The 25,701-nt window shown below is 63.2% G+C and carries 20 protein-coding genes; 5 read left to right on the forward strand and 15 right to left on the reverse strand.

Annotated features, from left to right (window positions below; translation table 11 throughout):
• Window positions 1-129: 129 nt before the first annotated feature.
• From BLS27_RS04995 to BLS27_RS05005, 3 genes are all read right to left on the reverse strand, one after another.
• Window positions 130-1,227: a polyamine ABC transporter substrate-binding protein gene (locus BLS27_RS04995; RefSeq protein ID WP_043211536.1), complete on the reverse strand. Its 1,098-nt coding sequence runs from the start codon at window positions 1,225-1,227 to the stop codon at window positions 130-132.
• Between the two features lie 169 nt (window positions 1,228-1,396).
• Window positions 1,397-2,758 carry an aspartate aminotransferase family protein gene (locus BLS27_RS05000; protein WP_043211539.1) on the reverse strand — a complete coding sequence of 454 codons (1,362 nt, stop codon included), beginning with the start codon at window positions 2,756-2,758 and terminating at the stop codon, window positions 1,397-1,399.
• A gap of 48 nt (window positions 2,759-2,806) precedes the next feature.
• Entirely contained in the window at window positions 2,807-4,165 is a 1,359-nt protein-coding gene (locus tag BLS27_RS05005; RefSeq protein ID WP_043211541.1) for a glutamine synthetase family protein, read from the reverse strand.
• 667 nt (window positions 4,166-4,832) lie between these two features.
• On the opposite strand from BLS27_RS05005, the gene BLS27_RS05010 reads away from it, so the two are divergent.
• A complete protein-coding gene (locus BLS27_RS05010; RefSeq protein WP_043211544.1) occupies window positions 4,833-6,209 on the forward strand; it encodes a glutamine synthetase family protein in 1,377 nt (458 codons plus the stop codon).
• Between the two features lie 73 nt (window positions 6,210-6,282).
• Here BLS27_RS05010 and argA read toward each other — a convergent pair whose 3' ends face one another.
• Both argA and argE read right to left on the reverse strand, forming a co-directional pair.
• A complete protein-coding gene (argA, locus tag BLS27_RS05015) occupies window positions 6,283-7,581 on the reverse strand; it encodes an amino-acid N-acetyltransferase (protein ID WP_043211546.1) in 1,299 nt (432 codons plus the stop codon).
• A 224-nt stretch (window positions 7,582-7,805) separates the two neighbouring features.
• Entirely contained in the window at window positions 7,806-8,948 is a 1,143-nt protein-coding gene (argE, locus tag BLS27_RS05020) for an acetylornithine deacetylase (RefSeq protein WP_043211548.1), read from the reverse strand.
• A gap of 122 nt (window positions 8,949-9,070) precedes the next feature.
• Between argE and BLS27_RS05025 the strand changes: the two genes are divergently transcribed.
• On the forward strand, window positions 9,071-10,438 hold the full coding sequence (locus BLS27_RS05025; RefSeq protein WP_090343462.1) for a CYTH domain-containing protein: 1,368 nt from the start codon (window positions 9,071-9,073) through the stop codon (window positions 10,436-10,438).
• A 98-nt stretch (window positions 10,439-10,536) separates the two neighbouring features.
• Here the strand turns inward: BLS27_RS05025 and BLS27_RS05030 are convergent, their stop codons facing one another.
• Window positions 10,537-11,007 carry an Lrp/AsnC family transcriptional regulator gene (locus BLS27_RS05030; RefSeq protein WP_090343465.1) on the reverse strand — a complete coding sequence of 157 codons (471 nt, stop codon included), beginning with the start codon at window positions 11,005-11,007 and terminating at the stop codon, window positions 10,537-10,539.
• 125 nt (window positions 11,008-11,132) lie between these two features.
• Here BLS27_RS05030 and BLS27_RS05035 point away from each other — a divergent pair, with 125 nt between their 5' ends.
• From BLS27_RS05035 to BLS27_RS05045, 3 genes are all read left to right on the forward strand, one after another.
• The gene (locus BLS27_RS05035; RefSeq protein WP_043211552.1) at window positions 11,133-11,459 is read left to right on the forward strand and encodes a hypothetical protein; all 327 of its coding nucleotides are present in this window, start codon (window positions 11,133-11,135) and stop codon (window positions 11,457-11,459) included.
• A gap of 129 nt (window positions 11,460-11,588) precedes the next feature.
• A complete protein-coding gene (locus tag BLS27_RS05040) occupies window positions 11,589-13,271 on the forward strand; it encodes a GspE/PulE family protein (RefSeq protein WP_043211553.1) in 1,683 nt (560 codons plus the stop codon).
• A gap of 92 nt (window positions 13,272-13,363) precedes the next feature.
• Window positions 13,364-13,678, forward strand: a complete 315-nt coding sequence (locus BLS27_RS05045) for a DUF2388 domain-containing protein (protein ID WP_043211555.1) — start codon at window positions 13,364-13,366, stop codon at window positions 13,676-13,678.
• Window positions 13,679-13,902: 224 nt separating this feature from the next.
• Here BLS27_RS05045 and gcvP read toward each other — a convergent pair whose 3' ends face one another.
• The 9 genes from gcvP to pepP all read right to left on the reverse strand — a co-directional run bounded on the left by gcvP (window position 13,903) and on the right by pepP (window position 25,691).
• Entirely contained in the window at window positions 13,903-16,776 is a 2,874-nt protein-coding gene (gene gcvP, locus BLS27_RS05050; protein WP_090343467.1) for an aminomethyl-transferring glycine dehydrogenase, read from the reverse strand.
• 168 nt (window positions 16,777-16,944) lie between these two features.
• A complete protein-coding gene (gene gcvH / locus BLS27_RS05055; RefSeq protein ID WP_090343470.1) occupies window positions 16,945-17,328 on the reverse strand; it encodes a glycine cleavage system protein GcvH in 384 nt (127 codons plus the stop codon).
• A 47-nt stretch (window positions 17,329-17,375) separates the two neighbouring features.
• Entirely contained in the window at window positions 17,376-18,458 is a 1,083-nt protein-coding gene (gene gcvT / locus BLS27_RS05060) for a glycine cleavage system aminomethyltransferase GcvT (protein ID WP_043211562.1), read from the reverse strand.
• 126 nt (window positions 18,459-18,584) lie between these two features.
• Entirely contained in the window at window positions 18,585-20,207 is a 1,623-nt protein-coding gene (locus tag BLS27_RS05065) for an ABC transporter permease (protein WP_070571786.1), read from the reverse strand.
• Between the two features lie 150 nt (window positions 20,208-20,357).
• Window positions 20,358-21,359 (reverse strand): extracellular solute-binding protein, encoded by a 1,002-nt coding sequence (locus BLS27_RS05070; protein WP_070571787.1) that lies wholly within the window; start codon window positions 21,357-21,359, stop codon window positions 20,358-20,360.
• Window positions 21,360-21,454: 95 nt separating this feature from the next.
• Window positions 21,455-22,672 (reverse strand): 2-octaprenyl-3-methyl-6-methoxy-1,4-benzoquinol hydroxylase, encoded by a 1,218-nt coding sequence (locus BLS27_RS05075; protein WP_167358063.1) that lies wholly within the window; start codon window positions 22,670-22,672, stop codon window positions 21,455-21,457.
• Window positions 22,673-22,681: 9 nt separating this feature from the next.
• Window positions 22,682-23,164, reverse strand: a complete 483-nt coding sequence (locus BLS27_RS05080; protein ID WP_043212156.1) for a DUF4442 domain-containing protein — start codon at window positions 23,162-23,164, stop codon at window positions 22,682-22,684.
• A complete protein-coding gene (ubiH, locus tag BLS27_RS05085; RefSeq protein WP_090343476.1) occupies window positions 23,161-24,360 on the reverse strand; it encodes a 2-octaprenyl-6-methoxyphenyl hydroxylase in 1,200 nt (399 codons plus the stop codon). Before ubiH ends, BLS27_RS05080 begins: the two co-directional genes overlap by 4 nt.
• Entirely contained in the window at window positions 24,357-25,691 is a 1,335-nt protein-coding gene (gene pepP, locus BLS27_RS05090) for a Xaa-Pro aminopeptidase (protein WP_043212152.1), read from the reverse strand. The genes ubiH and pepP overlap by 4 nt, the downstream gene beginning before the upstream one ends.
• Between the last annotated feature and the right edge of the window lie 10 nt (window positions 25,692-25,701).

Below are 25,701 nucleotides of genomic sequence, written 5' to 3' on the forward strand. Positions count from 1 at the left end.
TGACGGCGACGCTGCCGTACACGCAAAACCGGCGCGCAACTTACCTTTGCTGCATCGATGCCGCAAACAAAATTGCCTTACACGCCTTCCGGGCCGGGAAACCCCGGCCCAGAGGGCTTCGAGACGGGCTTACTTGCCCGACTTGATCTTGGTCCAGCTGCGAGTGATCTCACGCTGTGCCTTGGCACCCGGGTCGGCGATCGCGTACAGCTTTTTCTTCACGTCAGCTGGCGGGTAGATGCTCGGATCGCTGGTGATTTCCTTGTCTACCAGTGCAGTCGCAGCTTTGTTGCCGTTCGGGAAGCGCACGGCATTGGTGATGCCAGCCATGACTTCCGGTTGCATCAGGAAGTCCATGAACTTGTAGGCGGCTTCGACGTTTTCGGCATCCTTCGGAATGGCGACCATGTCGTAGAAGGTACCGGCGCCTTCCTTCGGAATGACGTAGCTCAGCTTGACCTTGTCGCCGGCTTCATGGGCACGGGCCTTGGATTGCTCCAGGTCGCCCGAGTAGCCGACTGCCACGCAGATGTTGCCGTTGGCCAGGTCAGAGATGTACTTGGAGGAGTGGAAGTAGGTGATCGAAGGACGAATGCTCAGGAACAGCTCTTCGGCGGCCTTCAGGTCTTTCTTGTCGGTGCTGTTGGACGGTTTGCCCAGGTAGTGCAAGGCCGCCGGGATCATTTCGGTCGGTGCATCCAGGAAGCTCACGCCGCAGCTCTTGAGCTTGGCGATGTTCTCAGGCTTGAACACGGCGTCCCAAGAATCGATCTTGTCCACGCCCAGCGCGGCCTTGACCTTCTCCGGGTTGTAGCCGATGCCGATCGAGCCCCACATGTACGGGAAGGCATGCTTGTTGCCCGGGTCGCTGGCATCGCCCACGGCCTTGAGCAGGTCTTCGTCCAGGTTCTTCCAGTTCGGCAGCTTCGAGCGGTCGAGCTCCTGGTAGACACCTGCCTTGATCTGCTTGGCCAGGAAGTTGTTCGACGGCACGACCACGTCGTAGCCAGATTTGCCGGCCAGCAGCTTGGCTTCCAGGGTCTCGTTGCTGTCGAAAACGTCGTAGACGACCTTGATGCCGGTCTGCTTCTCGAAGTTGGCGATGGTGTCCGGTGCAATGTAGTCGGACCAGTTGTAGACGTGCAGCGTTTTGTCGTCAGCCTGAACAGCGGTAGCCATGGCACCCATCAGGGCCGCGGCCAGCAACGTCTTGCCCATTTTCTTCATGCGTAATGCTCCAGAATTTATTATCAAGCCATCTGTTCAGCAGCCAAGATCCCACGGTACAGCGCTGGGCGACTGAAACAGCCGCTAGTCTGGCAAGTTACAAGGCGCTGTTTCAAGGAAAGCAGGGCCCTGTAACCGCTTAATGTCGCTTTGCCAGCCTAGCAGACCGTCACTTGATCGCTTCGTACGTCAAGTCCAGGCACTTGCGCGCCTTTTCAATCAACTCATCGATCTCTGCGTGGCTGATCACCAAGGGCGGCGCGATGATCATGGTGTCGCCCACCGCACGCATCACCAGCCCGTTCTCGAAGCAGTGCGTACGGCAGATCATGCCGACGCCCTTGCCCTCGTGACGGGTGCGGGTCGCCTTGTCCTTGACCAGCTCGATCGCACCGAGCAGGCCCAGGCCGCGTACCTCGCCCACCAGTGGGTGGTCTTGCAGTTCACGCAAACGCTTTTGCAAATAAGGTGCCGTTTCGGTCCTGGCGCGCTCGACGATCTTCTCATCACGCAGGATGCGCAGGTTTTCCAGGCCCACGGCAGCGGCCACCGGGTGGCCTGAGTAGGTAAAGCCGTGGTTGAAGTCGCCGCCTTCGCTGAGAACCTGGGCCACGGTGTCACGCACGATCACACCGCCCATGGGGATGTAACCGGAGGTCAGGCCCTTGGCGATGGTCATCAGGTCGGGTTCCAGACCGTAGTAGTCCGAGCCGAACCACTCGCCGGTACGGCCGAAGCCGCAGATCACTTCGTCGGCGACGAACAGAATGTCGTACTTGGCGAGGATCTCCTTGATCTTCGGCCAGTAGGTGTCCGGTGGAATGATTACCCCGCCCGCCCCCTGGATCGGCTCGGCGATGAACGCCGCGACGTTGTCTTCGCCCACTTCCAGGATTTTCTTTTCCAGTTGCTCGGCAGCCCATACCCCGAACGCATCAGGGGTCATGTCGCCGCCCTCACCGAACCAGTACGGCTGTGGAATGTGCACGATGCCCGGGATCGGCAGGCCGCCCTGCTCGTGCATGCCGCTCATGCCGCCGAGGCTTGCGCCAGCGACGGTGGAGCCGTGATAGCCGTTGATGCGGCCGATGATGGTCTGCTTGCCAGGCTTGCCCTTGAGCGCCCAGTAGTGGCGAACCATACGCAGCACGGTGTCGTTGCCTTCGGAGCCGGAACCGGTGAAGAACACATGGGTCATGCCCTTGGGCGCCACATCGGTGATCGCCTTGGCCAGTTCCAGGGCTGGCGGGTGAGCGGTCTGGAAGAACAGGTTGTAGTACGGCAGCTCTCGCATCTGTTTTTCCGCCGCCTGCACCAGTTCTTCACGGCCATAGCCGACGGCCACACACCACAGGCCGGCCATGCCGTCGAGGATCTTGTGACCCTCGCTGTCCCACAAATGCACGCCCTGGGCCTTGGTGATGATGCGCGGTCCTTTTTCCTTCAGCTGCTTGTAGTCGCTGAAAGGCGCCAGGTGGTGCTCACCGCTCAAGGTTTGCCATTCACGGGTTTGCGGGTTGTTGACGCTCATGTGCTTCTCCGTTATCCGACAGCCGCGCTGAAGCGGCCCCAAGTTTGATCAGACGGCAAACAGCAGGAACTCTCGCTCCCAGGAGCTGATTACCCGTTTGAAGTTCTCGTGCTCGGCCCGCTTGGTGGCCACATAGCCGCTGATGAATTTCTTGCCCAGGTACTGTTCCAGCGCGCGGCAGTTTTCCATGCGCTCCAAGGCATCTTCGATGGTCAGCGGCAGGCGCAGATTGCGCCGCTCGTAGCCACGGCCCTGGACCGGCGCACTGGCGCCGATGCCCTCGACCATACCGATGTAGCCGCACAGCAAGCTCGCGGCAATGGCCAGGTAAGGGTTGGCGTCGGCGCCTGGCAGACGGTTTTCCACGCGGCGGTTCTGCGGCCCGGCATCAGGCACACGCAGGCCAACGGTGCGGTTCTCCTCGCCCCATTCGACGTTCACCGGTGCCGAGGTGTCCGGCAGGAATCGGCGGAACGAGTTGACGTTGGGGGCGAACAGCGGCAGCGCTTCAGGGATGAACTTTTGCAGGCCGCCGATGTGGTTGAGGAACAGCTCGCTCATGCTGCCGTCCTCGTTGGAGAAAATGTTCTTGCCGGTGGCCACGTCCACCACGCTCTGGTGCAGGTGCATGGCGCTGCCCGGCTCGCCGGTCATGGGCTTGGCCATGAAGGTCGCGGCCACGTTGTGCTTGAGCGCCGCCTCGCGCATGGTGCGCTTGAACACCAGGATCTGGTCGGCCAGGTGCAGAGCGTTGCCGTGACGGAAGTTGATCTCCATCTGCGCCGTGCCGTCTTCGTGGATGAGTGTGTCGAGGTCCAGTTGCTGCAGTTCGCACCAGTCATAGACGTCCTCGAACAACGGGTCGAACTCGTTGGCAGCCTCGATGGAGAACGACTGGCGACCGGTCTCCGGACGGCCGGAGCGACCCACTGGCGGTTGCAGCGGGAAGTCCGGATCCTCGCTGCGCTTGGTCAGGTAGAACTCCATCTCAGGCGCCACGATCGGCTGCCAGCCTTTGTCGGCGTACAGCTTCAGGACTTTCTTGAGCACGTTGCGCGGCGACAGCTCGACCGGGTTGCCCTTCTTGTCGTAGGTGTCGTGGATGACCTGGGCGGTCGGCTCGATGGCCCATGGCACGAGGAACACAGCGCTCTCGTCTGGGCGGCAGATCATGTCGATGTCGGCCGGGTCCAGCAGTTGGTAATAGATGTCGTCGTCGACGTAGTCGCCGGTCACGGTCTGCAGCAGGACGCTTTCGGGCAGGCGCATGCCCTTTTCGGCGATGAACTTGTTGGTCGGCGAAATCTTGCCGCGGGTGATGCCGGTCAGGTCGCTGATCAGGCATTCCACTTCGGTGATCTTGTGCTCTTTCAACCAATCGGTGAGCTGGTCGAGGTTGGTACTCATAAATACCTCAGGAGGTAATGTGGCCCGGCTGACGATAGTCGGGCGCCGCTGACGCCTGGCGTCGATCAAGACGGACGCTGCCTGGCCGCAAATGCCATGGCAGACCCGCGCCTTGATTCTGGATGCAGTGCTTGGCTAAAGCAAAAACCCACGCGCAAGACGACAGCAGATACACTCGAAACAAGCGTGTCCGCGATACAAACAAAGGGCAGAGAAGCGAAAGGACGTGCAGGAAACTGCTACGAACGGAGGATGGACCTGACCAGCCGTCAATTATTGCGAGCAGAGCGCGCGCGCAGGACTCGATGCGTGCGCAGCCTTCGCGGCGAATGCTGGGAACACCTGTGTGCGCGGCGCAGGCAGCGCTTTCAGGTCTCGGCAGGCGGACCATGTGACCCTCGTATTATTGTGTTCTGGGTTGAGGCCGAGCTTAGCCTTGTTCATTTTTTTACACAACCACTCCGTAAAAAATAAACCACGCTCAGCCTGCGATAGCCCTTTGGGGCCAAAATAGCGGATAATGAGTTGCCCCCAGATGCAGCATTTCTGCCGTTGCTGTGCCATTTCGGGGCATCATGGGGTTGGCTTGACTTCGCTAGGTCTTTCGGATTGACTGGGCTTGCAAGCCCCCCTTGATTGATATTTTTAACAACAAAGGTGTTGCATCATGTCGGTACCCCCGCGTGCCGTTCAGCTTAACGAAGCGAACGCGTTCCTTAAGGAACATCCTGAGGTTCTCTACGTTGACCTTCTGATTGCAGATATGAATGGTGTGGTGCGCGGCAAGCGCATAGAGCGCACCAGCCTCCACAAGGTTTACGAGAAAGGCATCAACCTGCCCGCCTCCCTCTTCGCCCTGGATATCAACGGTTCCACCGTCGAAAGCACCGGCCTTGGCCTGGACATCGGCGATGCCGACCGCATCTGCTACCCGATCCCCGGCACCCTCTCCAACGAACCCTGGCAGAAGCGCCCCACCGCTCAACTGCTGATGACCATGCACGAACTGGAAGGCGAGCCGTTCTTCGCCGACCCGCGCGAGGTCCTGCGCCAAGTGGTGAACAAGTTCACCGAGATGGGCCTGACGATCTGCGCAGCTTTCGAGCTCGAGTTCTACCTGATCGACCAGGAAAACGTGAACGGCCGTCCCCAGCCGCCGCGTTCGCCAATCTCGGGCAAGCGTCCGCAATCGACCCAGGTGTATCTGATCGACGACCTGGACGAGTATGCCGATTGCCTGCAGGACATCCTCGAAGGCGCCAAGGAGCAAGGCATTCCGGCCGACGCCATCGTCAAGGAAAGCGCCCCGGCCCAGTTCGAAGTCAACCTGCATCACGTCCCCGATCCGCTCAAGGCCTGTGACTACGCCGTACTGCTCAAGCGCCTTATCAAGAACATCGCCTACGACCATGAGATGGACACCACCTTCATGGCCAAGCCCTACCCGGGCCAGGCGGGCAATGGCCTGCATGTACACATCTCCGTGCTGGACAAAGATGGCAACAACATCTTCACCAGCGAGGATCCCGAGCAGAACGCCGCGCTACGTCACGCTGTCGGCGGTGTGCTCGAGACCCTGCCCGCGTCCATGGCGTTCCTGTGCCCGAACGTCAACTCGTACCGTCGCTTCGGTGCACAGTTCTATGTGCCGAATGCGCCGAGCTGGGGCCTGGACAACCGTACCGTAGCCCTGCGCGTGCCAACCGGTTCGCCGGATGCCGTGCGCATCGAGCACCGCGTGGCCGGTGCCGACGCCAACCCGTACCTGATGATGGCCGCCGTATTGGCCGGTGTGCACCATGGCCTGACCAACAAGGTCGAGCCGGGTGAGCCGATCGAAGGCAACTCGTACGAACAGCTGGAGCAGAGCCTGCCGAACAACCTGCGCGATGCCCTGCGCGAGCTGGACGACAGCGAAATCCTGAACAAGTACATCGATCCGAAGTACATCGACATCTTCGTCGCGTGCAAGGAGAGCGAGCTGGAGGAGTTCGAGCACTCGATCTCCGACCTCGAGTACAACTGGTACCTGCATACCGTGTAAACGAAAACGCCGCCCCAAGGGGCGGCGTTTTTCATTCCGGGACCGTGTCGCCCGCGAAGAGATCAGCACAGTCTCAAAGCGGCTTCTCGAAAATCTTCGAATTGCGCTGGTAGTTGTACAGCGATGCCCGCGCCGCCGGCAGCCGCTCCACCCCACTGGGCGCGAAGCCGCGTTCACGGAACCAATGCGCGGTACGGGTGGTGAGCACGAACAAGGTGCTAAGGCCCTGCTGCCGTGCCCGGCTCTCGATCCGCTCCAGCAACTCGTCGCCACGTCCGCCATGGCGATATTCAGGGTTCACCGCCAGGCACGCCAGCTCTCCTGCGTCGGAATCGGCGATCGGATACAGCGCCGCGCAGGCGATGATCATGCCTTCGCGCTCGACGACGCTGAACTGCTCGATCTCTCGCTCCAACACTTCACGCGAGCGCCGCACCAGGATCCCCTGCTCCTCCAGCGGACTGATCAGCTCCAGCAAACCGCCCACATCGTCGATGGTCGCCTCACGCACCACTTCGAACTGCTCCTGGGACACCAGCGTGCCCCCGCCGCCACGCGTGAACAGCTCGGTCAGCAGCGCGCCGTCCTCGGCATAGCTGACGATGTGACTGCGCGCCACACCGCCCTTGCAGGCTTCGGCGGCGGCATCGAGCAGTTCGCCCTGATAGTCGCTGCCCAAGCGTTGCAGATGCGCGGGTACCTGTTGTGGACGCAGCTCACGCACCAGCTTGCCCTGCTCGTCCAGCAAGCCGGGTTCGGCACCGAACAGCAGCAGTTTGTCGGCGCCAAGCTCGATGGCGGCGCGGGTCGCCACGTCTTCGCAGGCCAGATTGAAGATCTCGCCGGTAGGCGAATAGCCCAAGGGCGACAGCAACACGATGGAGCGCTCGTCGAGCAGGCGGTTGATGCCCTTGCGGTCGATCCGCCGCACCTCGCCGGTGTGGTGATAGTCGACCCCTTCGAGCACCCCGATCGGCCGGGCGGTGACCAGATTGCCCGACGCCACCCGCAGCCGCGAGCCTTGCATCGGCGAGGCGGCGATGTCCATCGACAGGCGCGCCTCGATGGCCAGGCGCAGGGCGCCGACGGCATCGATCACGCAGTCCAGGGTCGCCGCGTCGGTGACACGCATGCCGCGATGATAATGAGGTGTCAGGCCGCGATCGGCCAGGCGGCTCTCGATTTGCGGACGCGAGCCATGGACCAGCACCAGCCGCACGCCGAGGCTATGCAGCAGCACCAGGTCGTGGACGATGTTGCCGAAATTGGGGTGTTCCACGCCATCGCCTGGGAGCATGACCACGAAGGTGCAGTCGCGATGAGCGTTGATGTAGGGAGAAGCATGGCGCAGCCAGTTGACGTAATCGGGCATGACAAGGCCTGTGGATAAGTGAACGGAGAACGGCGAACAAACGGCGGCGTTCAAAATCATCGTCGGAACAGGCTTGCGGTCACGCGCGGTCTCCTCTAGGCAGGGACGAATCAGGTCAATGGACGTTTAGGCGTTGTACGAAATGTATCCGCTCTGGCCCATGCTGCGTTGGAACAGGGCTCCAATGCGCGTGTACGCGCGGGCGAACACATTTCATACAGACCCTAGCTCAGGCAATAGTGCCGGATCAGATCACGCAATAGACGCACGGTAGGCTCGATACGTGACATTTCAAGGTATTCGCCCGGCTGGTGGGCACAGGCAATGTCGCCCGGGCCCAGCACGATGGTCTGGCAGCCCAGTTGTTGAAGATAAGGCGCTTCGGTGCCAAAGGCCACTGCCTCGGCGCGATGGCCGGTCAGACGTTCGGCCAATTGCACCAGTTCGGCGTCGGCGGCCTGCTCGAACGGTGGGACTTCCGGAAACAACGGCGCATAGTCGATGCGCACTTCGTGGCGTTCGGCCACCGGCACGAGTTTTTCCCGGATCGCCGCGCGCAGCTGTTCGACATCCATGCCAGGCAGCGGACGCAGGTCGAACTCCAGGGCGCATTGGCCGCAGATGCGATTAGGGTTGTCGCCGCCGTGGATGCAACCAAAGTTCATCGTCGGGGTCGGCACGCTGAACTGCGGGTTGCGGTAGGCCTGCTGCCATTGCTGGCGAAGGCCCATCAGCTCGCCCATCACCGCATGCATCGCCTCAAGGGCACTGTGCCCAAGGCTTGGGTCAGAGGAATGCCCGCTGCGTCCCAGGATGTCGATACGGTCCATGAGGATGCCCTTGTGCATGCGAATCGGCCGCAAGCCCGTGGGCTCACCGATCACTGCCGCGCGGCCTAGGGGCTGACCGGCCTCAGCCAGGGCGCGGGCGCCGGACATCGAGCTCTCCTCGTCGCAGGTCGCAAGAATCAGCAGCGGTTGCTTGAAATCGTGTTCCAACAGCGGCAACACGGCCTCGATGACCAGCGCAAAGAAGCCTTTCATGTCGCAACTGCCCAAGCCCACCCAGCGGCCATCGACCTCGGTCAGCTTGAGCGGATCGCTGGCCCACAGTTGTGGATCATAGGGCACGGTGTCGCTGTGTCCGGCCAACACCAGGCCGCCGGGGCCCGTGCCACGGCTGGCCAGCAGATTGAACTTGCCAGGCGTTACCTGGCGGATCTCGCAGACAAAGCCAAGATCGCCAAGCCAGCCGGCCAGCAAGTCGATGACCTGACGGTTGGACTGGTCCAGCGCAGCCTGGGTGCAACTGACCGACGGTGCGGCGATCAGGGCGGCGAACTGGTCTTTCAGCGACGGCAGGGGCATAAGCGCTCTCCTCGGGCTCGAGGCCCATCATAGCAATGCATCCCGTCCCCGGAACAACCCAACAGCCGGGAGCCGACTCCTGTAGACTGCACGACAACGATGCCCCCTCCTTCGAGTCTGCGATGCACAAAGAAACCGAACTCAAGCTCCGCGCCAGCCGCGAGACCCTTGCCGCCCTGCGCGAGCACCCCCTGCTGAAGAAGCGCAACAAGTCCGGCTGGCAGACCCGCGAACTGCTCAACCAGTACTTCGACACCCCAGACCGCGACCTCGCGGCTGCCCGCGTTGCCCTGCGCCTGCGTCGGGACGGCGAGGTCATCATCCAGACCCTCAAGTGCCGCGGCCAGAGCGTGGCCGGGCTGTCCGAGCGCAACGAACACGAATGGCACCTGGACAAGGTCAAGCTGGACCTCAAGAAGCTCGACCACACCTGCTGGCCAGAGCAGCTAGCGGGGCTGGACAAAAAGACCATCAAGCCGCTGTTCACCACCGACTTCACCCGCGAATTCGCCGAGATCGCCTGGGGTCGTGGCAAAGCCAAGGTGGTGATCGAAGCCGCCCTTGACCAAGGCTTCGTCATCGCTGGCAAGCGCAAGGAAGAAATCTGCGAGCTGGAGCTTGAGCTGCGCGAAGGTGCCCCTGAAGCGCTGCTGGAACTGGCCGCCGAACTGGCCGCCAGTCTGCCGCTGATGCCCTGCGACATCAGCAAAGCCGAGCGCGGCTACCGCCTGCTCGAGCCCGAAAGCTATGAGCTGAGTTTGCCGAACACCGAACTTGAAGCCGAAACCTCGGTGGACGACGCCTTCGCGGCGCTGGCCTGGCAGTTGCTCGGCAGTAGCCAGCGCCTGGCCGAGCAGTACCGTCACAGCGGCCATTGGCGCCTGCTGCAGGACTGGGTGCAGTGCCTGGCCGAGCTGCGTGCCCTGGTCAGCACTCTGGGCCAGGCCGCCCCCCGCGCGACCACACGTGACCTACGTCTGCGCCTGGACGCCCTGCTGGAAGACTGGCGTCCGTTGGTACAGGCCGGCAACGACGACGAAGACGTCCGCCGCGCCGCCCCCGAGCAGTTCGCCGACGAGCTCGAAGACACTCGCTGGGGTCAGTTCTCCCTGGAAACCTCGCGCTGGCTGCTGGCCCGTACCTGGACCGTCGAGCGCGCCGGCCGGGGCGAGCGCCAGGGCAAGGCGCACCTGGCCAGCTGGCTGGCGCACCTGCTGGGCGAGGAAGGCCGTTCGCTGAAGTTGCCGCTGTATGCCCAGCGTCCAGAAGACCTTGCCGAGCAACTGCCGCGCATCGAGCAATTGCTGGCCTGGCTGCACCACGCGCGTCACGTCCTCGAGGCGCCGCAGATGGACCGGCTGTATGGCGACCTGAAGAAGCTACATGAGCTGGCGGAACTGCCGATCAGCGATGAACTGCTGGAGGCGCGGATCGAGCAGGCCCGCGTCATCGATCAGAGCAGGGGCTGGAAGCATTTGCTCAAAGTTTGATACCGGCTCGCTACTTCACGGGTGGACCCGTTCCTACAGATACGGCGCAGATCCTGGTTTTGCGCAGCCCTGTGAGCGCGGGTTCCCCTGTGAACGCTTCACCTCGATAACGGCAGGCTGGTGGTGGATTTGATTTCGGACAGGGCCACGATCGAATTGACTTCCTGGATCCCTGGCACGTTGGACAATTTCTCGAAGAAGAACCGTTCGTAGGCTTCGATGTCCGGCGTGACGATGCGCAGCAGGAAATCAACCGATCCCATTAGCACATAACACTCCAGCACCTGCGGAAAACCCCGGATCGCCTCAGTGAACTCGGTGAAGTTAGAACGCCCATGGGCATTGAGCTTAACCTCGGCAAAGATCTGCGTATTGAGGCCAACCTTCTTGCGGTCGAGCAAGGTCACCTGGCCACGAATGATCCCCTCGTCCTTCAAGCGCTGTATGCGCCGCCAGCACGGCGATTGCGAAAGGCCGATACGCTCGGCGATCTGCGCGCTGGACAGCGAAGCATCCTCTTGTAACAGCTCCAGGATGCGGCGATCGTAAGCGTCAAGGTCGCTTTGCATGAATAATTCTCCATTTCGCACAGATTCGAATAGAAATAGCTACCAAGGGGCGATTGGCTGGAATCATAGCGAAAAAATACCCCCCTCGACCTGCCAGAATTTCTCCCTCGACGATGGAGATCGGCATGAACGCACTCGAACGCCCCGACACCCCGCAACGCACCGACACCTGGGCCGCCAGCGCCGCTCACTGCACCGCACGCTATCGCCTGCAGGCCGAGGCCGAGCCGGACAGCCTGTGCCGGGTGCTCAATCTGTTCGCGTTGCAGTTTCTGACTCCGCACAGCGTCCATGTGCAACAGCAGGACGATCTGCTGGATATCGAAGTGGGTGTGGACGGACTTAGCTGGCATCGGGCCGAAGTCATTGCACAGAAATTGCGCAACCTGGTGTGTGTCGGTGAAGTGCGCCTTGAGAACATGCCGCGGATGGCCGAGGTGGCTGCAAGCTGAGGACTGCGAGACGGGGGTGGCCTCGTTCGGCTTCTCTGAGCAAGATCCAGACACTTTTTGCCCCGACTCCTTCACCTGACGCCGGCTAGCCTTCCCCGGGACCGATCCACCCTGGCAAGGAAGCCATCTATGTATACCGACGACACCCACGCCCTTGACCTGAGCCGAGTGCTCGACGCCCTGCTCATCGAACAGCACCTGGACGCCAGCGACACCCTGCGCGTTCTCGAACAGGCCCACCGCCACCCAGATCAGCATCCGCTCGAGACCATCGCCAGCCTCGACCTCCATGACCGTCGCCACCCCGACCGACGCCTGGACCTGGACATCCTCTGCCAATGGCTCGCCAACCGGGCCGGCCAACCGTTCATGCGCATAGACCCACTGCAAGTCGACCTGCAGCAGGTCAGCGGCCTGATGTCGCCAGCTTTCGCCCAGCGCCACGGCATCCTCGCCGTGGCTGTGGACGACAGCTGCGTCACGGTGGCCAGCGCCCAACCCTACCAGTGCGAATGGGAGGCCGACTTGGTCCGCAGCCTGGGCAAGCCGATCCGCCGCGTACTGGCCAGCCCGGTGCAGGTTCGCCAATTGGCCCAGACCTTCGTTCGCCTGGCCCACTCGGTCAAGGGCGCACAGCGCCAGCAGACCACTGGCCTGGGTGAACTGGAGCATCTGCTGGAGCTCGGCCAGCGCCACACTGAGGCCAGCGCCGACGACGCCCACATCGTGCACATCGTCGACTGGCTGCTGCAGTACGCCATCGAACAGCGCGCCAGCGATATCCACCTCGAACCGCGCCGAGAACAGGGCCAGCTGCGATATCGCATAGATGGCTTGCTGCATACGGTCTATGCCTTTCCGGCAGGTGTCACCCTGGCGTTGGTCAGCCGCCTCAAGCACTTGGGGCGCATGGATGTCGCAGAAAAGCGCCGCCCCCAGGACGGTCGACTGAAAAGCCGTCTGCCGGGGGGGGGCGACGTGGAACTGCGGCTGTCCACATTACCCACGCCTTTCGGCGAAAAACTGGTACTGCGGCTGTTCGACTCCCAACAATCGCACCAGGACTTTCACCACTTGGGCCTGGAGGGCGACTTGCTACGCCAATGGCAAGGGCTGCTGAACCACCGCCAGGGTATCGTCCTGGTCACAGGCCCCACAGGCTCGGGCAAGACCAGCACGCTCTACGCCAGCCTACGCCAACTGGCCACGCCCCAGGTCAACCTGTGCACCATCGAAGACCCTATCGAGCGTCTGGAGCCTGCGTTCAACCAGCTGCAGGTCCAGCCGAGCCTCGACCTGGGGTTTGCCAATGGCGTGCGCGCCCTGCTGCGCCAGGATCCGGACATCATCATGATCGGTGAGATACGTGATCGCGAGACCGCCCAGGTCGCGGTGCAAGCAGCCCTGACGGGACATCTGGTGCTGTCCACCCTTCACACCGACGACACCTGCAGCGCGATCACCCGTCTACAGGAGCTGGGTGTGGCGGACTACCTGCTCAAAGCCACACTGCTCGGCGTCATGGCCCAGCGCCTGGTGCGTACCTTCTGCGGCGACTGCCAGGGCACGGCGGCCCTCGACGGTGTTGCCTGTCGTGCTTGCCGAGGGACGGGGTTTCATGGCCGCACGGGGCTGTTCGAGCTGTTGATCCCAAGCGAAGGCCTGCGCGCCAGTATCGGCTCCAACAGCGATCTGGCCGCCCTGCGTCGGATGGCTCTGGCGGAAGGTTTGCAGGACCTGCGCCACTGCGGGGAGGTGAAAATCAGCGCCGGACAGACCAGCCTGGCGGAGGTGCTCAGGGTCTGCTCCTGAGCAAAATTCCCTTGTATTCAGGGAACTTGCGTCACTCAGACACGATCCAAACGGCCATTCCCACAACCCTCACCACTCGAGGTGAATGCACCATGCGTCTCAAAACCGCCATCGCAGCCGCCGCCCTGCTCTCGCTGCCTGTTGGCTCCGCCATGGCCGATACCTTCTGGCGTAACGTCATGACTTCCGGCGCGACCACCGCGTCGAGCTACCTGACCTCCAAAGACCACAAGATGGTCGTGGCCGCCCAAGACGATGCCGGCAGCTTCGTTGCCAGCGAAGGCGCCATCCGCGGGCCATACCTGGAGGCAGCGCTCCGTAAGGTGCGCGCCGACAACCCTGGCATGCAAGCGACCGACATGGACCTGGCCAACGCTATCCTGGCCAAGAACGCCGTCGTCGAGTAACACCGCAGGGTCCTTCCGACAGATCCATCTCGGGCCTGTATGAGCAACGGTCTTGCTCCGTGGCGTCTTGTTCGCGGGTAAACCCGCTCCCACTGGTCCGCGCTGGCCCTGTGGGAGCGGCTGACCCGCAAGCAGACGACTCAGATGCTGGGGTCATCTAACCGCTGCTTCAATCGCCCATTTCCCTCTGCTTCCTACCTACCTTGGGTGGCCTAGCATCAGCCTCAGCGATACGCCTCCACCGGCACGCACGAGCAGAACAGGTTCCTGTCCCCATACACATTGTCGACCCGGTTCACCGCTGGCCAATACTTGTGCAAGCGCACATGAGCACTGGGAGCTACGCCTTGCTCCAGGCTGTAGGGGCGCGTCCAGGGCGCCAGCACATCGGCCAGGGTATGGGGGGCATGCTTGAGCGGGTTGTCCTCGGCGGGCCAGTTGCCTTCCTTCACTTCATCGATCTCCGCCCGGATCGCCAGCATCGCCTCGACAAAGCGGTCCAGCTCAGCCTTGGATTCGCTCTCGGTAGGCTCGACCATCAAGGTACCCGGCACCGGGAAGGACATGGTCGGGGCATGGAAGCCGTAGTCCATCAGGCGCTTGGCCACGTCCTCCTCGGTGATTCCAGTCAGCGCCTTGAGCGGGCGCAGATCGAGGATGCACTCGTGGGCGACACGCTCGTTGCGCCCCCGGTACAACACCGGGAATGCCCCATCGAGCTGGTGAGCCAGGTAGTTGGCTGAAAGAATCGCCACCTCACTGGCATCGGCCAGTTGCGGCCCCATCATCGCGATGTACATCCAGCTGATCGGCAAGATGCTCGCACTGCCCCAGGGCGCGGCGCTGACTGCGCTATTGTTCGGGTCGAGCCCTGGCACCGGCACCACCGGGTGGCTGGCAACGAACGCCTTGAGGTGGGCACGCACCCCGATCGGCCCCATGCCGGGCCCCCCGCCGCCATGGGGGATGCAGAAGGTCTTGTGCAGGTTCATGTGCGAGACATCGGCACCGATGTCGGCCGGCCGTGTCAGGCCGACCTGGGCATTGAGGTTGGCGCCGTCCATGTACACCTGGCCCCCCTGCTGGTGGATCACCTCACAGATCTCACGAATGCCTTCTTCATACACCCCATGGGTCGAGGGGTAGGTGATCATCAGGCAGGAAAGTCTATCGCCAGCAGCGCGCGCCTTGGCCTTGAGGTCGCCGAGGTCGACGTTGCCATCATCGTCGCAGTCAACGATCACCACCTCCATGCCAGCCATCTGCGCCGATGCAGGGTTGGTGCCGTGCGCCGATGATGGAATCAGGCACAGGGTCCGCTGCGGCTGATGGCGACTCTGGTGATAGCGGGTGATTGCCATCAGCCCTGCATATTCGCCTTGGGCGCCCGAGTTGGGCTGCATGCAGATGGCATCGAAGCCGGTGATGGCGCACAACCAGCTTTCCAGCTCGTCGATCATGGCCTTGTAGCCCTGGGCCTGGCCGGCCGGGACGAAGGGGTGCAGCGAGGCGAAGCCAGGCCAGGTGATGGGGATCATCTCGCTGGTGGCATTGAGCTTCATGGTGCACGAGCCCAGCGGGATCATCGACTGGTTCAGCGCCAGGTCCTTGTTCTCCAGCTGCTTGAGGTAGCGCAGCATCTCGGTTTCGCTGTGGTGCAGATTGAACACCGGATGGGTGAGCAACGGCGTACGCCGGACCAGCGCCCCCGGAATGCCTTCGGGGAGCGCCTGGGCGTCGAGGTCGGCGATGCGCAGGCCATGGTCGACGCCCAAGAAGACATCGAACAGACGCATGACCGTCGCCTCGGTGCAGGTCTCGTCCAGGCTGACGCCCAGGTGTCCGCGCCCGAGAATGCGCAAATTGATCCGGGCCTTCTCGGCGCTTTCGATGATCGCCGCCTGGGTACCGCCAACGTCGAGGGTCAAGGTATCGAAGAAGTGCTGGTTCACCCGCTTGATGCCCTTGGCTTCGAGGCCTGCGGCCAGGACGAACGTCAGCCGATGCACGCGCTGAGCGATGCGCCTGAGCCCTTCAGGACCATGATAGACCGCGTAGAACCCGGCGATGTTGGCCAGCAGCACCTGAGCGGTGCAGATGTTGGAATTGGCCTTCTCGCGGCGGATGTGCTGCTCGCGGGTCTGCAAGGCCATGCGCAGGGCGGTATTGCCGCGAGCATCGCGCGAGACGCCGATGATGCGCCCCGGCATCGCGCGCTTGAACTCATCACGACAGGCGAAATATGCGGCATGGGGGCCGCCATAGCCCATGGGTACGCCAAAACGCTGGGTCGAACCCAGCACCACATCGGCCCCCAGCTCACCGGGTGGGGTCAGCACCACCAGGCTGAGGATATCCGCCGCGACGCAGGCCAAGGCGTGTTGGCCATGCAATTGCTCGATCAGTGGACGCAGGTCGCGCACTTCCCCATGGGTGTCGGGATACTGCATCAAGGCGCCGAACACCTGATGCTTGGCCAGGTTGTCCAGTGAATCGACGATCAGTTCGAAGCCGAACCCCTCGGCGCGAGTGCGCAGCACCGAGAGTGTTTGCGGATGGCAGTGCTCGTCGGCAAAGAAGACATTGCTTTTGCTCTTGGCCATCCGCTTGGCCAGGGCCATGGCCTCGGCCGCCGCAGTGGCTTCATCGAGCAACGAGGCATTGGCCAGGGCCAGGCCGGTGAGGTCGATCACCATTTGCTGGAAGTTCAGCAGCGCCTCCAGCCGCCCTTGGGCGATTTCCGGCTGGTAAGGCGTGTAGGCGGTGTACCAGCCCGGATTCTCCAGCACATTGCGCAGAATGACGGTGGGCGTGACGGTGCCGTGGTAACCCATGCCGATCAGGCTGGTCCAGATCTGGTTCTGCTCCGCGTACCCAGCCAGTTTGGCCAGGGCAGCTTGCTCATCCAGGGCGGGCGGAAGGTCCAGCGGGCGGGCCAGGCGGATGCCCGGGGGGACGGTCTGTTCGATCAGTTCGGTGCGACTGGCGATGCCGAGGGCATCGAGCATGGCCTTCTGCTCTGAGGCATCAGGCCCCAGGTGACGACGCAGGAAGGGGTTGAGCTCTTGCAGTTGACTCAAGGATGGCGACTGGGACATGGCGATCGTCTCTTCCTGGACCAGGTCTCATGGAGACTTACAAGTCTAGGAAGGGATTGCCCATGCTGCGTGAAATCTTGCGTTGCCCAGTGACTTCTTCACGGATAAACCCGCTCCCGCAGGGCTCGGATCGCGCCTGCAGGAGGGGTTTAGTTGTGCCAGGAAGGCTTACTCGCCGATGGCAGCTTGGTAGCCAGCAGCGTCCAGCAGGTTGTCCAGATCGGCTGGGTTGCTTGGCTTGAGCTTGAAGATCCAGGCAGCGTAGGGCTCTTCGTTGAGCAGCTCAGGGCTGTCGGCCAGTTCTTCGTTGACGGCGATGACTTCGCCGGCCACAGGTGCGTAGATATCCGAAGCGGCCTTGACCGACTCGACCACGCCCGCGGCGTCGCCAGCGGCAAACACCTTGCCCACTTCTGCCAATTCGACGAACACCACATCACCCAGGGCTTGCTGGGCATGATCGCTGATACCGACGGTCACGCTGCCATCGGCCTCCAGGCGTGCCCACTCGTGGCTTTCGGCAAAACGCAGTTCGGCGGGGATATTGCTCATCTGTTGTCTTCCTCGATTGGCTCAGCGGTCAGCCCGCCGGTAATTGTTCAGATCAGAATCTTTCCATGGCGCACGAAGGTCGGCTTGACCACCCGCACCGGATACCACTTGCCACGAATCTCCACCTCGGCACGCTCGCCCGTAGCCATGGGCACACGCGCCAAGGCGATGGATTTGCTCAGCGTAGGCGAGAAACTACCACTGGTGATCTCCCCTTCGCCAATCCCGGCTACCCGCACTACCTGATGGGCGCGCAGTACACCACGCTCTTCCAGCACCAGGCCGACCAGTTTCTCTTGCACACCCTGCTCGATTTCCGCAAGCAGGCCGGTACGCCCGATGAAGTCGCGCTCGGCCGGTTCCCAGGCGACACTCCAGCCGAGGTTGGAGGTCAGTGGCGTATGGTTTTCGTCAATGTCTTGGCCGTAAAGGTTCATGCCGGCTTCCAGGCGCAACGTGTCGCGCGCACCTAGGCCGCTCGGCGCAATGCCTGCACCGACCAGGTCGTTGAAGAAGGCTGGCGCCTGCTGGCCGGGGAAGATGATCTCCAGGCCGTCCTCGCCGGTGTAGCCGGTGCGGGCAATGAACCAGTCACCTTCGGCAACCCCTTCGAACGGGCGCAGCTCACGGACCAGTGCAGCACGCGGGGCACTGAGCAACTGGGCGACTTTTTCGCGGGCATGGGGGCCTTGGATGGCGAGGATGGCGAGCTCGGAGCGCTCGACGAAGTTGATGGCGAAACCGGCGCTCTGCGCCTGCAGCCAGGTGAGGACCTTGTCGCGGGTGGCGGCGTTGGCCACCAGGCGATAGCCGATTTCCGTGCGGTAGGCGATCAGGTCGTCGATGACGCCGCCGTCGGCGTTGAGCAACGGGCTGTACAGCGCCTTGCCGAGGCTATCCAGACGGGCCACATCGTTGGCCAGCAAACGTTGCAGCCAGGGTGTGGCCTGGTCGCCGGCAACATCGATGACGGTCATGTGGGATACATCGAAGACGCCGCAATCACTGCGCACCTGGTGGTGCTCCTCGACTTGCGAACCGTAGTGCAGGGGCATGTCCCAACCACCGAAATCGACCATCTTGGCGCCGAGCGCCAAGTGCAGGTCATACAGAGGCGTACGCTGTCCCATGGGTTTCTCCTTCCGGGCGTGGCGAGGCAGCGGCGGTCGGCAACGTTGATCCGTCGCCTGATCTTGTTCAGGACCCGCCGCAGCGAATGCCGCGCATTGTAGCCGCAAGGGCGGAGCCTGGCACCCTCAGTGACGATGCCCGGGACGCCGAGCCGAACGGCGGATCAACCCGATGACCGGCAGCAGGCCGACCAGCACCAGCGTCAACGCTGGCAGCGAGGCTCGTGCCCATTCGCCTTCGCTGGTCATCTCGAACACCCTGACGGCGAGGGTGTCCCAGCCGAACGGTCGCATCAGCAGCGTCGCCGGCATCTCCTTGAGCACATCGACGAACACCAGCAGCGCCGCACTCAGGGCGCCCGGCACCAGCAATGGCAGATACACCTTGAAAAACAACCCCACGCCACCGACCCCCAGACTGCGCGAAGCCTCCGGCAGCGACGGCCGTATACGCTCCAGGCTGCTCTCCAGCGGACCGTAGGCCACGGCCATGAAGCGCACCAGGTAGGCCAGCAGCAAAGCCCAGAGGCTGCCCAGCAACAACGGTTTGCCGGCGCCGCCCAACCATCGGGACAACGGAACCACCCATTGGTTGTCCAGGTAGCTGAAGGCAAGCATGATCGACACGGCCAGTACCGAGCCCGGCAGGGCGTAGCCCAGGTTGGCCACGCCCACCCCGGCGCGGATGCCTCGGGTTGGCGACTGACGCCGCGCAAAGGCCAACAGCAGGGCCACGCTGACCGTGATCAAGGCAGCCATGGCGCCCAAGTAGAGGGTATGCAGCACCAAGCCAATGTACCGCTCGTCAAGGTCATGCCGCCCCCGCTGCCAGAACCACGCCAGCAATTGCAGCAGCGGGATGACGAAAGCACAGGCGAATACCAACAGGCACCAGCCGGTAGCCGCCAGCGCTTTCAGGCCACGCAGGTGATAGAGCGCCTGCCCCCGGGGCCGCTCGTTGCCATGGCGGCTTTTGCCACGAGCCCGCCGCTCGCCGTACAGCACCAGCATCACCACCAGCAGCAACAGGCTGGCCAGTTGCGCTGCGCTGGAAAGACTGAAGAAGCCATACCAGGTCTTGTAGATGGCCGTGGTGAAGGTGTCGAAGTTGAACACCGCCACGGCGCCGAAATCTGCCAGGGTCTCCATCAGGGCCAAGGCGATGCCTGCACCGATGGCGGGCCTGGCCATGGGCAGCGCCACACGCCAGAACGCCTGTAGCGGCGACAGCCCAAGCACCCGCGCCGCCTCCATCAACCCTTTGCCTTGGGCCAGGAAGGCGCTACGCGCCAGCAGATAGACGTAGGGGTAGAACACCAGCACCAGCACGGTGATCACGCCACCGGTGGAGCGCACCCGAGGCAGGCGCATGGGCCCGAACACCTCGCGCAGGGCAGTCTGCACGGGGCCGGCGAAATCGAGCAGGCCGACGAAGACGAATGCCAATACGTAGGCTGGGATGGCGAAGGGCAGCATCAGCGCCCAGTCCAGCCACCGCCTGCCGGGGAATTGGCAAAGGCTGGTCAGCCAGGCCAGGCTCACACCCAGCACCGTCACCCCGACGCCCACTCCCAGCACCAGCGTGAGCGTGTTGCCCAGCAAGCGGCTCATCTGGGTGTCGAGCAGGTGCGACCAGATTTGCACGTCGATCGACTGCCAGGACAGCAGCAGCACGCTCAGGGGCAAGAGCACCAAAGCAGCGACGAGAAAGACCGGGAAGTACCAACGGCGTTGGAGGGTGTGGGGCAAGGCGAACGTCTCTGTGCTGATGGCGACCGCTGCGCGGTCGTTCGCAGGTAAACCCGCTCCCCAGGAACACCCTCGAGGGAGCGGGTGTTCCTGGGGAGCGGGTTTACCCGCGAAGGGCCTTTGCAGGCCCTGAAGGATAAAGCCTGGGTCTTAGTTCCAGCCAGCCCGGTCCATCAAGCGAATGGCCTCGGCCTGGCGTTTGCCGGCCACTTCCACCGGAATGCTGTCGGCCTTGAAACTACCCCAGGCCGCGACTTCCTCGGACGGCTGGACCTTCGGGTTGGCCGGGAATTCCTGGTTGATGTCGGCAAACAGCTTCTGCGCCTCGACGCCGGTCATCCACTCGACCAGCTTCTTCGCCGCCTCCGGGTGCGGCGCGTGCTTGGTCAGGCCGATGCCCGACAAGTTGACATGCACGCCACGGTCGCCCTGGTTGGGCCAGAACAGCTTGACCGGCAGGTTGGGCTTTTCCTTGTGCAGACGACCGTAGTAATAGGTGTTGACGATGCCCACGTCGCACTGACCGGCCTCGATGGCCTGGAGCACGGCGGTGTCGTCGGAGAACACATCGGTGGACAGGTTGTTCACCCAACCCTTGATGATTTCCTGGGTCTTGGCCTCGCCGTGGTTCTCGATCAGGGTCGCAGTCAGCGACTGGTTGTAGACCTTCTTGGCCGTGCGCAGGCACAGACGGCCTTCCCATTGCTTGTCGGCCAGGGCTTCGTAGGTGGTCAGCTCTTGGGGTTTTACCCGCTCGGTGGAGTAGGCAATGGTCCGCGCACGCAGGCTCAGGCCTGTCCAGTCGTGGGAGGAAGCGCGGTACTGGGAAGGGATGTTCTGGTCGATGACGTCCGATTTGATCGGTTGCAGGATGCCCATTTGTTCAGCCTGCCAGAGGTTGCCGGCATCGACGGTGAGCAGCAGGTCGGCCACGCCGTTCTCGCCCTCGGCCTTGATGCGTTGCATCAATGGGGCTTCCTTGTCGGTGATGAACTTGATCTTCACGCCGGTCTTGGCGGTGTAGGCGTCGAACACTGGCTTGATCAGCTCGTCGATGCGCGAGGAATACACCACCACTTCATCCGCCGCCTGGGCAGTGCCGCCGAACAGGGTCAGGGCCAGAGCGGCCAATAGGGGCTTGCGTGGCAACATCGGGGTCTTCCTCGCTGAGTTGAGAGGTGCAAATGGTAGTGAATCCCATTATCTACCTCACCTGCGCAGACGTTACCGAATGTTGCCGGACGCCCTCAGGCCTTGGCCAAGGCCGGCAGATCCCCGGAAAGCCCCAGCGCCTGGCGCACGAACAACGCCTTTGCCTCCGGCATCTGCTCCACCAGCTTCAACCCGCTGTTGCGTAGCCAGCGCAGCGGCAATGGATCAGCCTGGAACAGCCGCTCGAAACCTTCCATCGCTGCCATCAACGCCAAGTTGTGCGGCATGCGTCGCCGCTCGAAGCGGCTCAGCACCTTCACGTCGGCGAGCCGTTCGCCACGTTCGCAGGCGCGCTCCAGCTCCTCGGCCAACACGGCAGCATCCAGAAAGCCCAGGTTGACGCCCTGTCCGGCCAGCGGATGGATGGTGTGCGCGGCGTCGCCGATCAGCGCCAGCCCCTCGTCCACATAGCGCTTGGCATGGCGCTGGCGCAGCGGCACGCAAAGCCGTGGATCGGCACTCACCACCTCACCCAGGTGCCCCTCGAAAGCACGACCGAGCGCCTCGCAGAAGGCGGCGTCATCCAAGGCCATGAGTTTCTCGGCCTGCTCCGGCGTGGTCGACCAGACGATCGAGCACCAGGCCTGCCCGTCATCACGGGACAACGGCAGGAAAGCCAGCGGCCCTTCATCGGTAAAGCGTTGCCAGGCCGTGGCCTGGTGCGCCTCGCTGCAGCGCACGCTGGTGACGATGGCGTGGTGCAGGTAATCCCACTCACGGGTTTCACAACCGGTCAGCTTGCGTACCGCGGAGTTGGCGCCATCGGCGGCCACCACCAGCGGCGCACGCAGGGTCCGCCCATCGGCCAGGGTCAGCAGCCATTCGTCGCCGGAGCGGCGCATCTGCTCCAGGCGAGCATTGGGCAGCAGGCCGACGTCACTGTCGTGAAGACGCTCCAGCAGGCTATCCTGCACCACGCGGTTCTCGACGATATGGCCAAGCACCTGGGCGTGCACGCTGGCTGCCGAGAAGTGGATCTGACCCGTACCGCTGCCATCCCAGACGTGCATGTCCGTATACGGCGAGACCCGGCGCCCGGCGATGCCTTCCCAGGCGCCCAGGCGCTCGAGGATACGCTGGCTGGCCGCCGACAGTGCGCTGACGCGGGGTTCGAATGGCCCTTGGGCATCGAAGGGTTTGACCGACAGCGGGCTGCCGTCGAGCAGGAGAATTTCCAGGCCGCTGTGGCGCAAGGCCAAGGCCAGGGCGCTGCCGACCATACCGGCACCGACAATCAACAGATCTGCGCGCATTTCCATGCCTTACGCCTGCCTCGCTTGCGGCTTGAGCCGCACATAAAGGGTTTTATCGACCCGCGCAACCAGTTCGCCTGCACCGTCGCGGATATCGACCTGCAAACGAGGCAGGTACTTCTTGCCGCTGGCGGTCTGCTGGCGAATGTCCTCCAGCAACGCGTCATCGACATGGAATTCGGCGAATACCGGGCCTTTGCCGGGTGCGATGAAATCGATGGTGGCGGCCTTGTCCCAGACGATGTATTCACGCCCGAGTCGCTCGATCAACAACAACATGTAGAAAGGATCGACCATCGAATAGAGGCTGCCACCGAACTGGGTGCCGACGTAGTTGCGGTTCCAACGGGTCAGCTTCATGCGCACCCTGATGCTGCGCATGTCGGGACTGATGTGCTGCACGCGGATACCGGCGCCCAGATAGGGTGGGTAGAGGTTGAGCAGCCACCGCAACATGCGGGCCTTTCGGGCGAGCCTGCGCGAATCGCTCATGCACGGCCTCGCGGGTCGGGACGGGTACCCAGGCCCATGGCCTGTCGGGCGAACCAGCGCTTGGCCGGCGGCAGCAGGTCCAGGCCGAGCAACCCAAGGTTGCGACCGGCGGCCAGCAAAGGCTGGCTGCTGCCGAACAAGCGGGTGACCTGGTCGGAAAAACCGATGGTCATGGCCTGGTCCAGTTGCTGACGCTGATGGTAGGCCTGCAACGTGGCAAGGTCGCCCAGCGGCTGCGGGCCGGCCAGCAGGGCTTCGGCCAGCGACTGCACGTCACGCAGCGACAGGTTGAAGCCCTGCCCTGCGATCGGGTGCAGGCTGTGGGCCGCGTTGCCCAGCACCACCAGATGTGGACGCACCTGCTCCTGGGCTTCGATCAAGGCGAGCGGATACAGATGGCGCACCCCTACCTGACGCAGGGCGCCCAGGCGGTAGCCGAATACATCTTGCAGTTCACGCAGGAAGCTGCGTTCGTCGATCTCGGCCAGGCGCTGGGCGTCCATCCCTTGGCGGGTCCAGACGAGCGCACAGCGGTTTTCCGGCAGCGGCAGCAAGGCCATCGGGCCCTGCTCGGTGAACCGTTCGAAGGCCTGCCCGCGATGGGCTTCGCCCGGGGTGATGTTGGCGATCAGTGCGCTTTGTTCATAGGGGGTACGCCGGACATGGATGCCCAGTTGTTCGCGCAAGCCCGAGCGGCCACCGTCGGCGAGTACCGCGAGGTCGCACTCAAGGCTGGTGTCGTCGTCCAGCAGCAAGCGGTAGCCGCCGGCGACAGCCTGCATGGCCTTGACCTCGGCCGGACAACGCCAGCTCACCACATCGGCATCAAGGCTCTGCCACAGGCATTGGCCAAGCCAGGCGTTCTCCACCACATAGCCCAGCGCCGGCACGCCTTCCTCGATCGCATCCAGGCGGGTGGCGCCGAAGCGACCTCGGTCGGACACCTGGATCTGGCTAATTGGCTCGGCGCGTTGGCTGATCAGCTGCCACAGGCCCAAGTGCTCATAGATTTGCCGGGTGCCGTAGGACAACGCCGAGGAGCGGGCATCGTAGCTGGGCTGGAAGCTGTGACCCGGGGCGAACGGCTCGATCAGCAGAATCTTCCAACCGCGCGCCTTGGCGCCGGCCTGCAAGGCCAGGGCTAGGCTGGCCCCGACCAGGCCGCCACCGATGATCGCCAGGTTGACCCGGTTCATGCCGCGTCCTTACGGGCGGCGGCCATCAACGCTTCGATCTCGGCAACCGTGCGCGGTACGTCGGAGGTCAGAATTTCACAGCCCTGCTTGGTCACCACCACATCGTCCTCGATCCTTACGCCGATGCCGCGCCATTTCTTCGCGACGTTCTGGTTGTCGGCGGCAATGTAGATACCGGGCTCGACGGTCAGCGCCATGCCCGGCTCGAGCACGCGCCACTGCCCGCCCACCTTGTAATCGCCCACATCGTGCACATCCATGCCCAGCCAGTGACCGGCGCGATGCATGTAGAACGCACGATGGGCCTCGCTGTCGATCAGCGCTTGCACGTCACCTTTGAGCAGCCCCAACTCCACCAGCCCCTCGGTGATAACCCGCACGGTCGCCTCATGGGCGTGGTTCCAGTGCTTGCCCGGCGCGATCTCGGCGAACGCGGCGGCCTGGGCCTTGAGCACCAGTTCGTAGATGGCTTTCTGCTCCGGCGAAAAACGCCCGCTGACCGGGAAGGTCCGGGTGATGTCGCTGGCGTAGCAGTCGATTTCACAGCCGGCATCGATCAGCACCAGGTCGCCATCCTTGAGTGGGGCGTCGTTCTGCTGGTAGTGCAGGATGCAGGCGTTGCGTCCGGCCGCGACGATCGAACCATAGGCCGGCATTTTCGCGCCGCCCTTGCGGAATACGTAATCCAGTTCTGCTTCCAGGCTGTATTCGTGCAACCCGGCCCGGCACGCCTGCATGGCCCGCACGTGAGCCTGCGCGGAAATCTTCGCGGCGGTGCGCATCACCTTCACCTCTGCCGCCGATTTATACAGGCGCATGTCGTGCAGCAGGTGATCCAGGGCAACGAATTCGTTCGGAGGCTGGGCGCCGAGCCGCGCCTTGGAGCGAATCACGTTGATCCACTCCATCAACCGGCGGTCGAACTCGGGATTGCTGCCCATGGCGGTATAGACCCGGTCGCGGCCTTCTATCAGGCCGGGCAGGATCTCGTCGATATCGGTAATGGGGAAGGCGTCGTCGGCGCCAAAGTCGCGGATCGCGCCTTCCTGGCCGGCACGCAGGCCATCCCACAGCTCACGCTCAGGGTTGCGCTCGCGGCAGAACAGCACGTACTCGCCATGCTCACGGCCAGGAATCAGCGCGATGACCGCCTCGGGCTCAGGGAAGCCACTCAGGTACTGGAAGTCGCTGTCCTGCCGGTAAACGTGCTCGACGTCGCGATTGCGGATGGCAACCGCGGCCGCCGGCAGGATGGCGATGCTGTTGGGGACCATCTGCGCCATCAGCGCCTTGCGCCGACGGGCATATTCGGCCTTCGGAATATGGCTCATGGGCAGGACC

This window comes from Pseudomonas guariconensis, assembly GCF_900102675.1.
In the GTDB taxonomy this organism is placed as follows: Bacteria; Pseudomonadota; Gammaproteobacteria; order Pseudomonadales; family Pseudomonadaceae; genus Aquipseudomonas; species Aquipseudomonas guariconensis.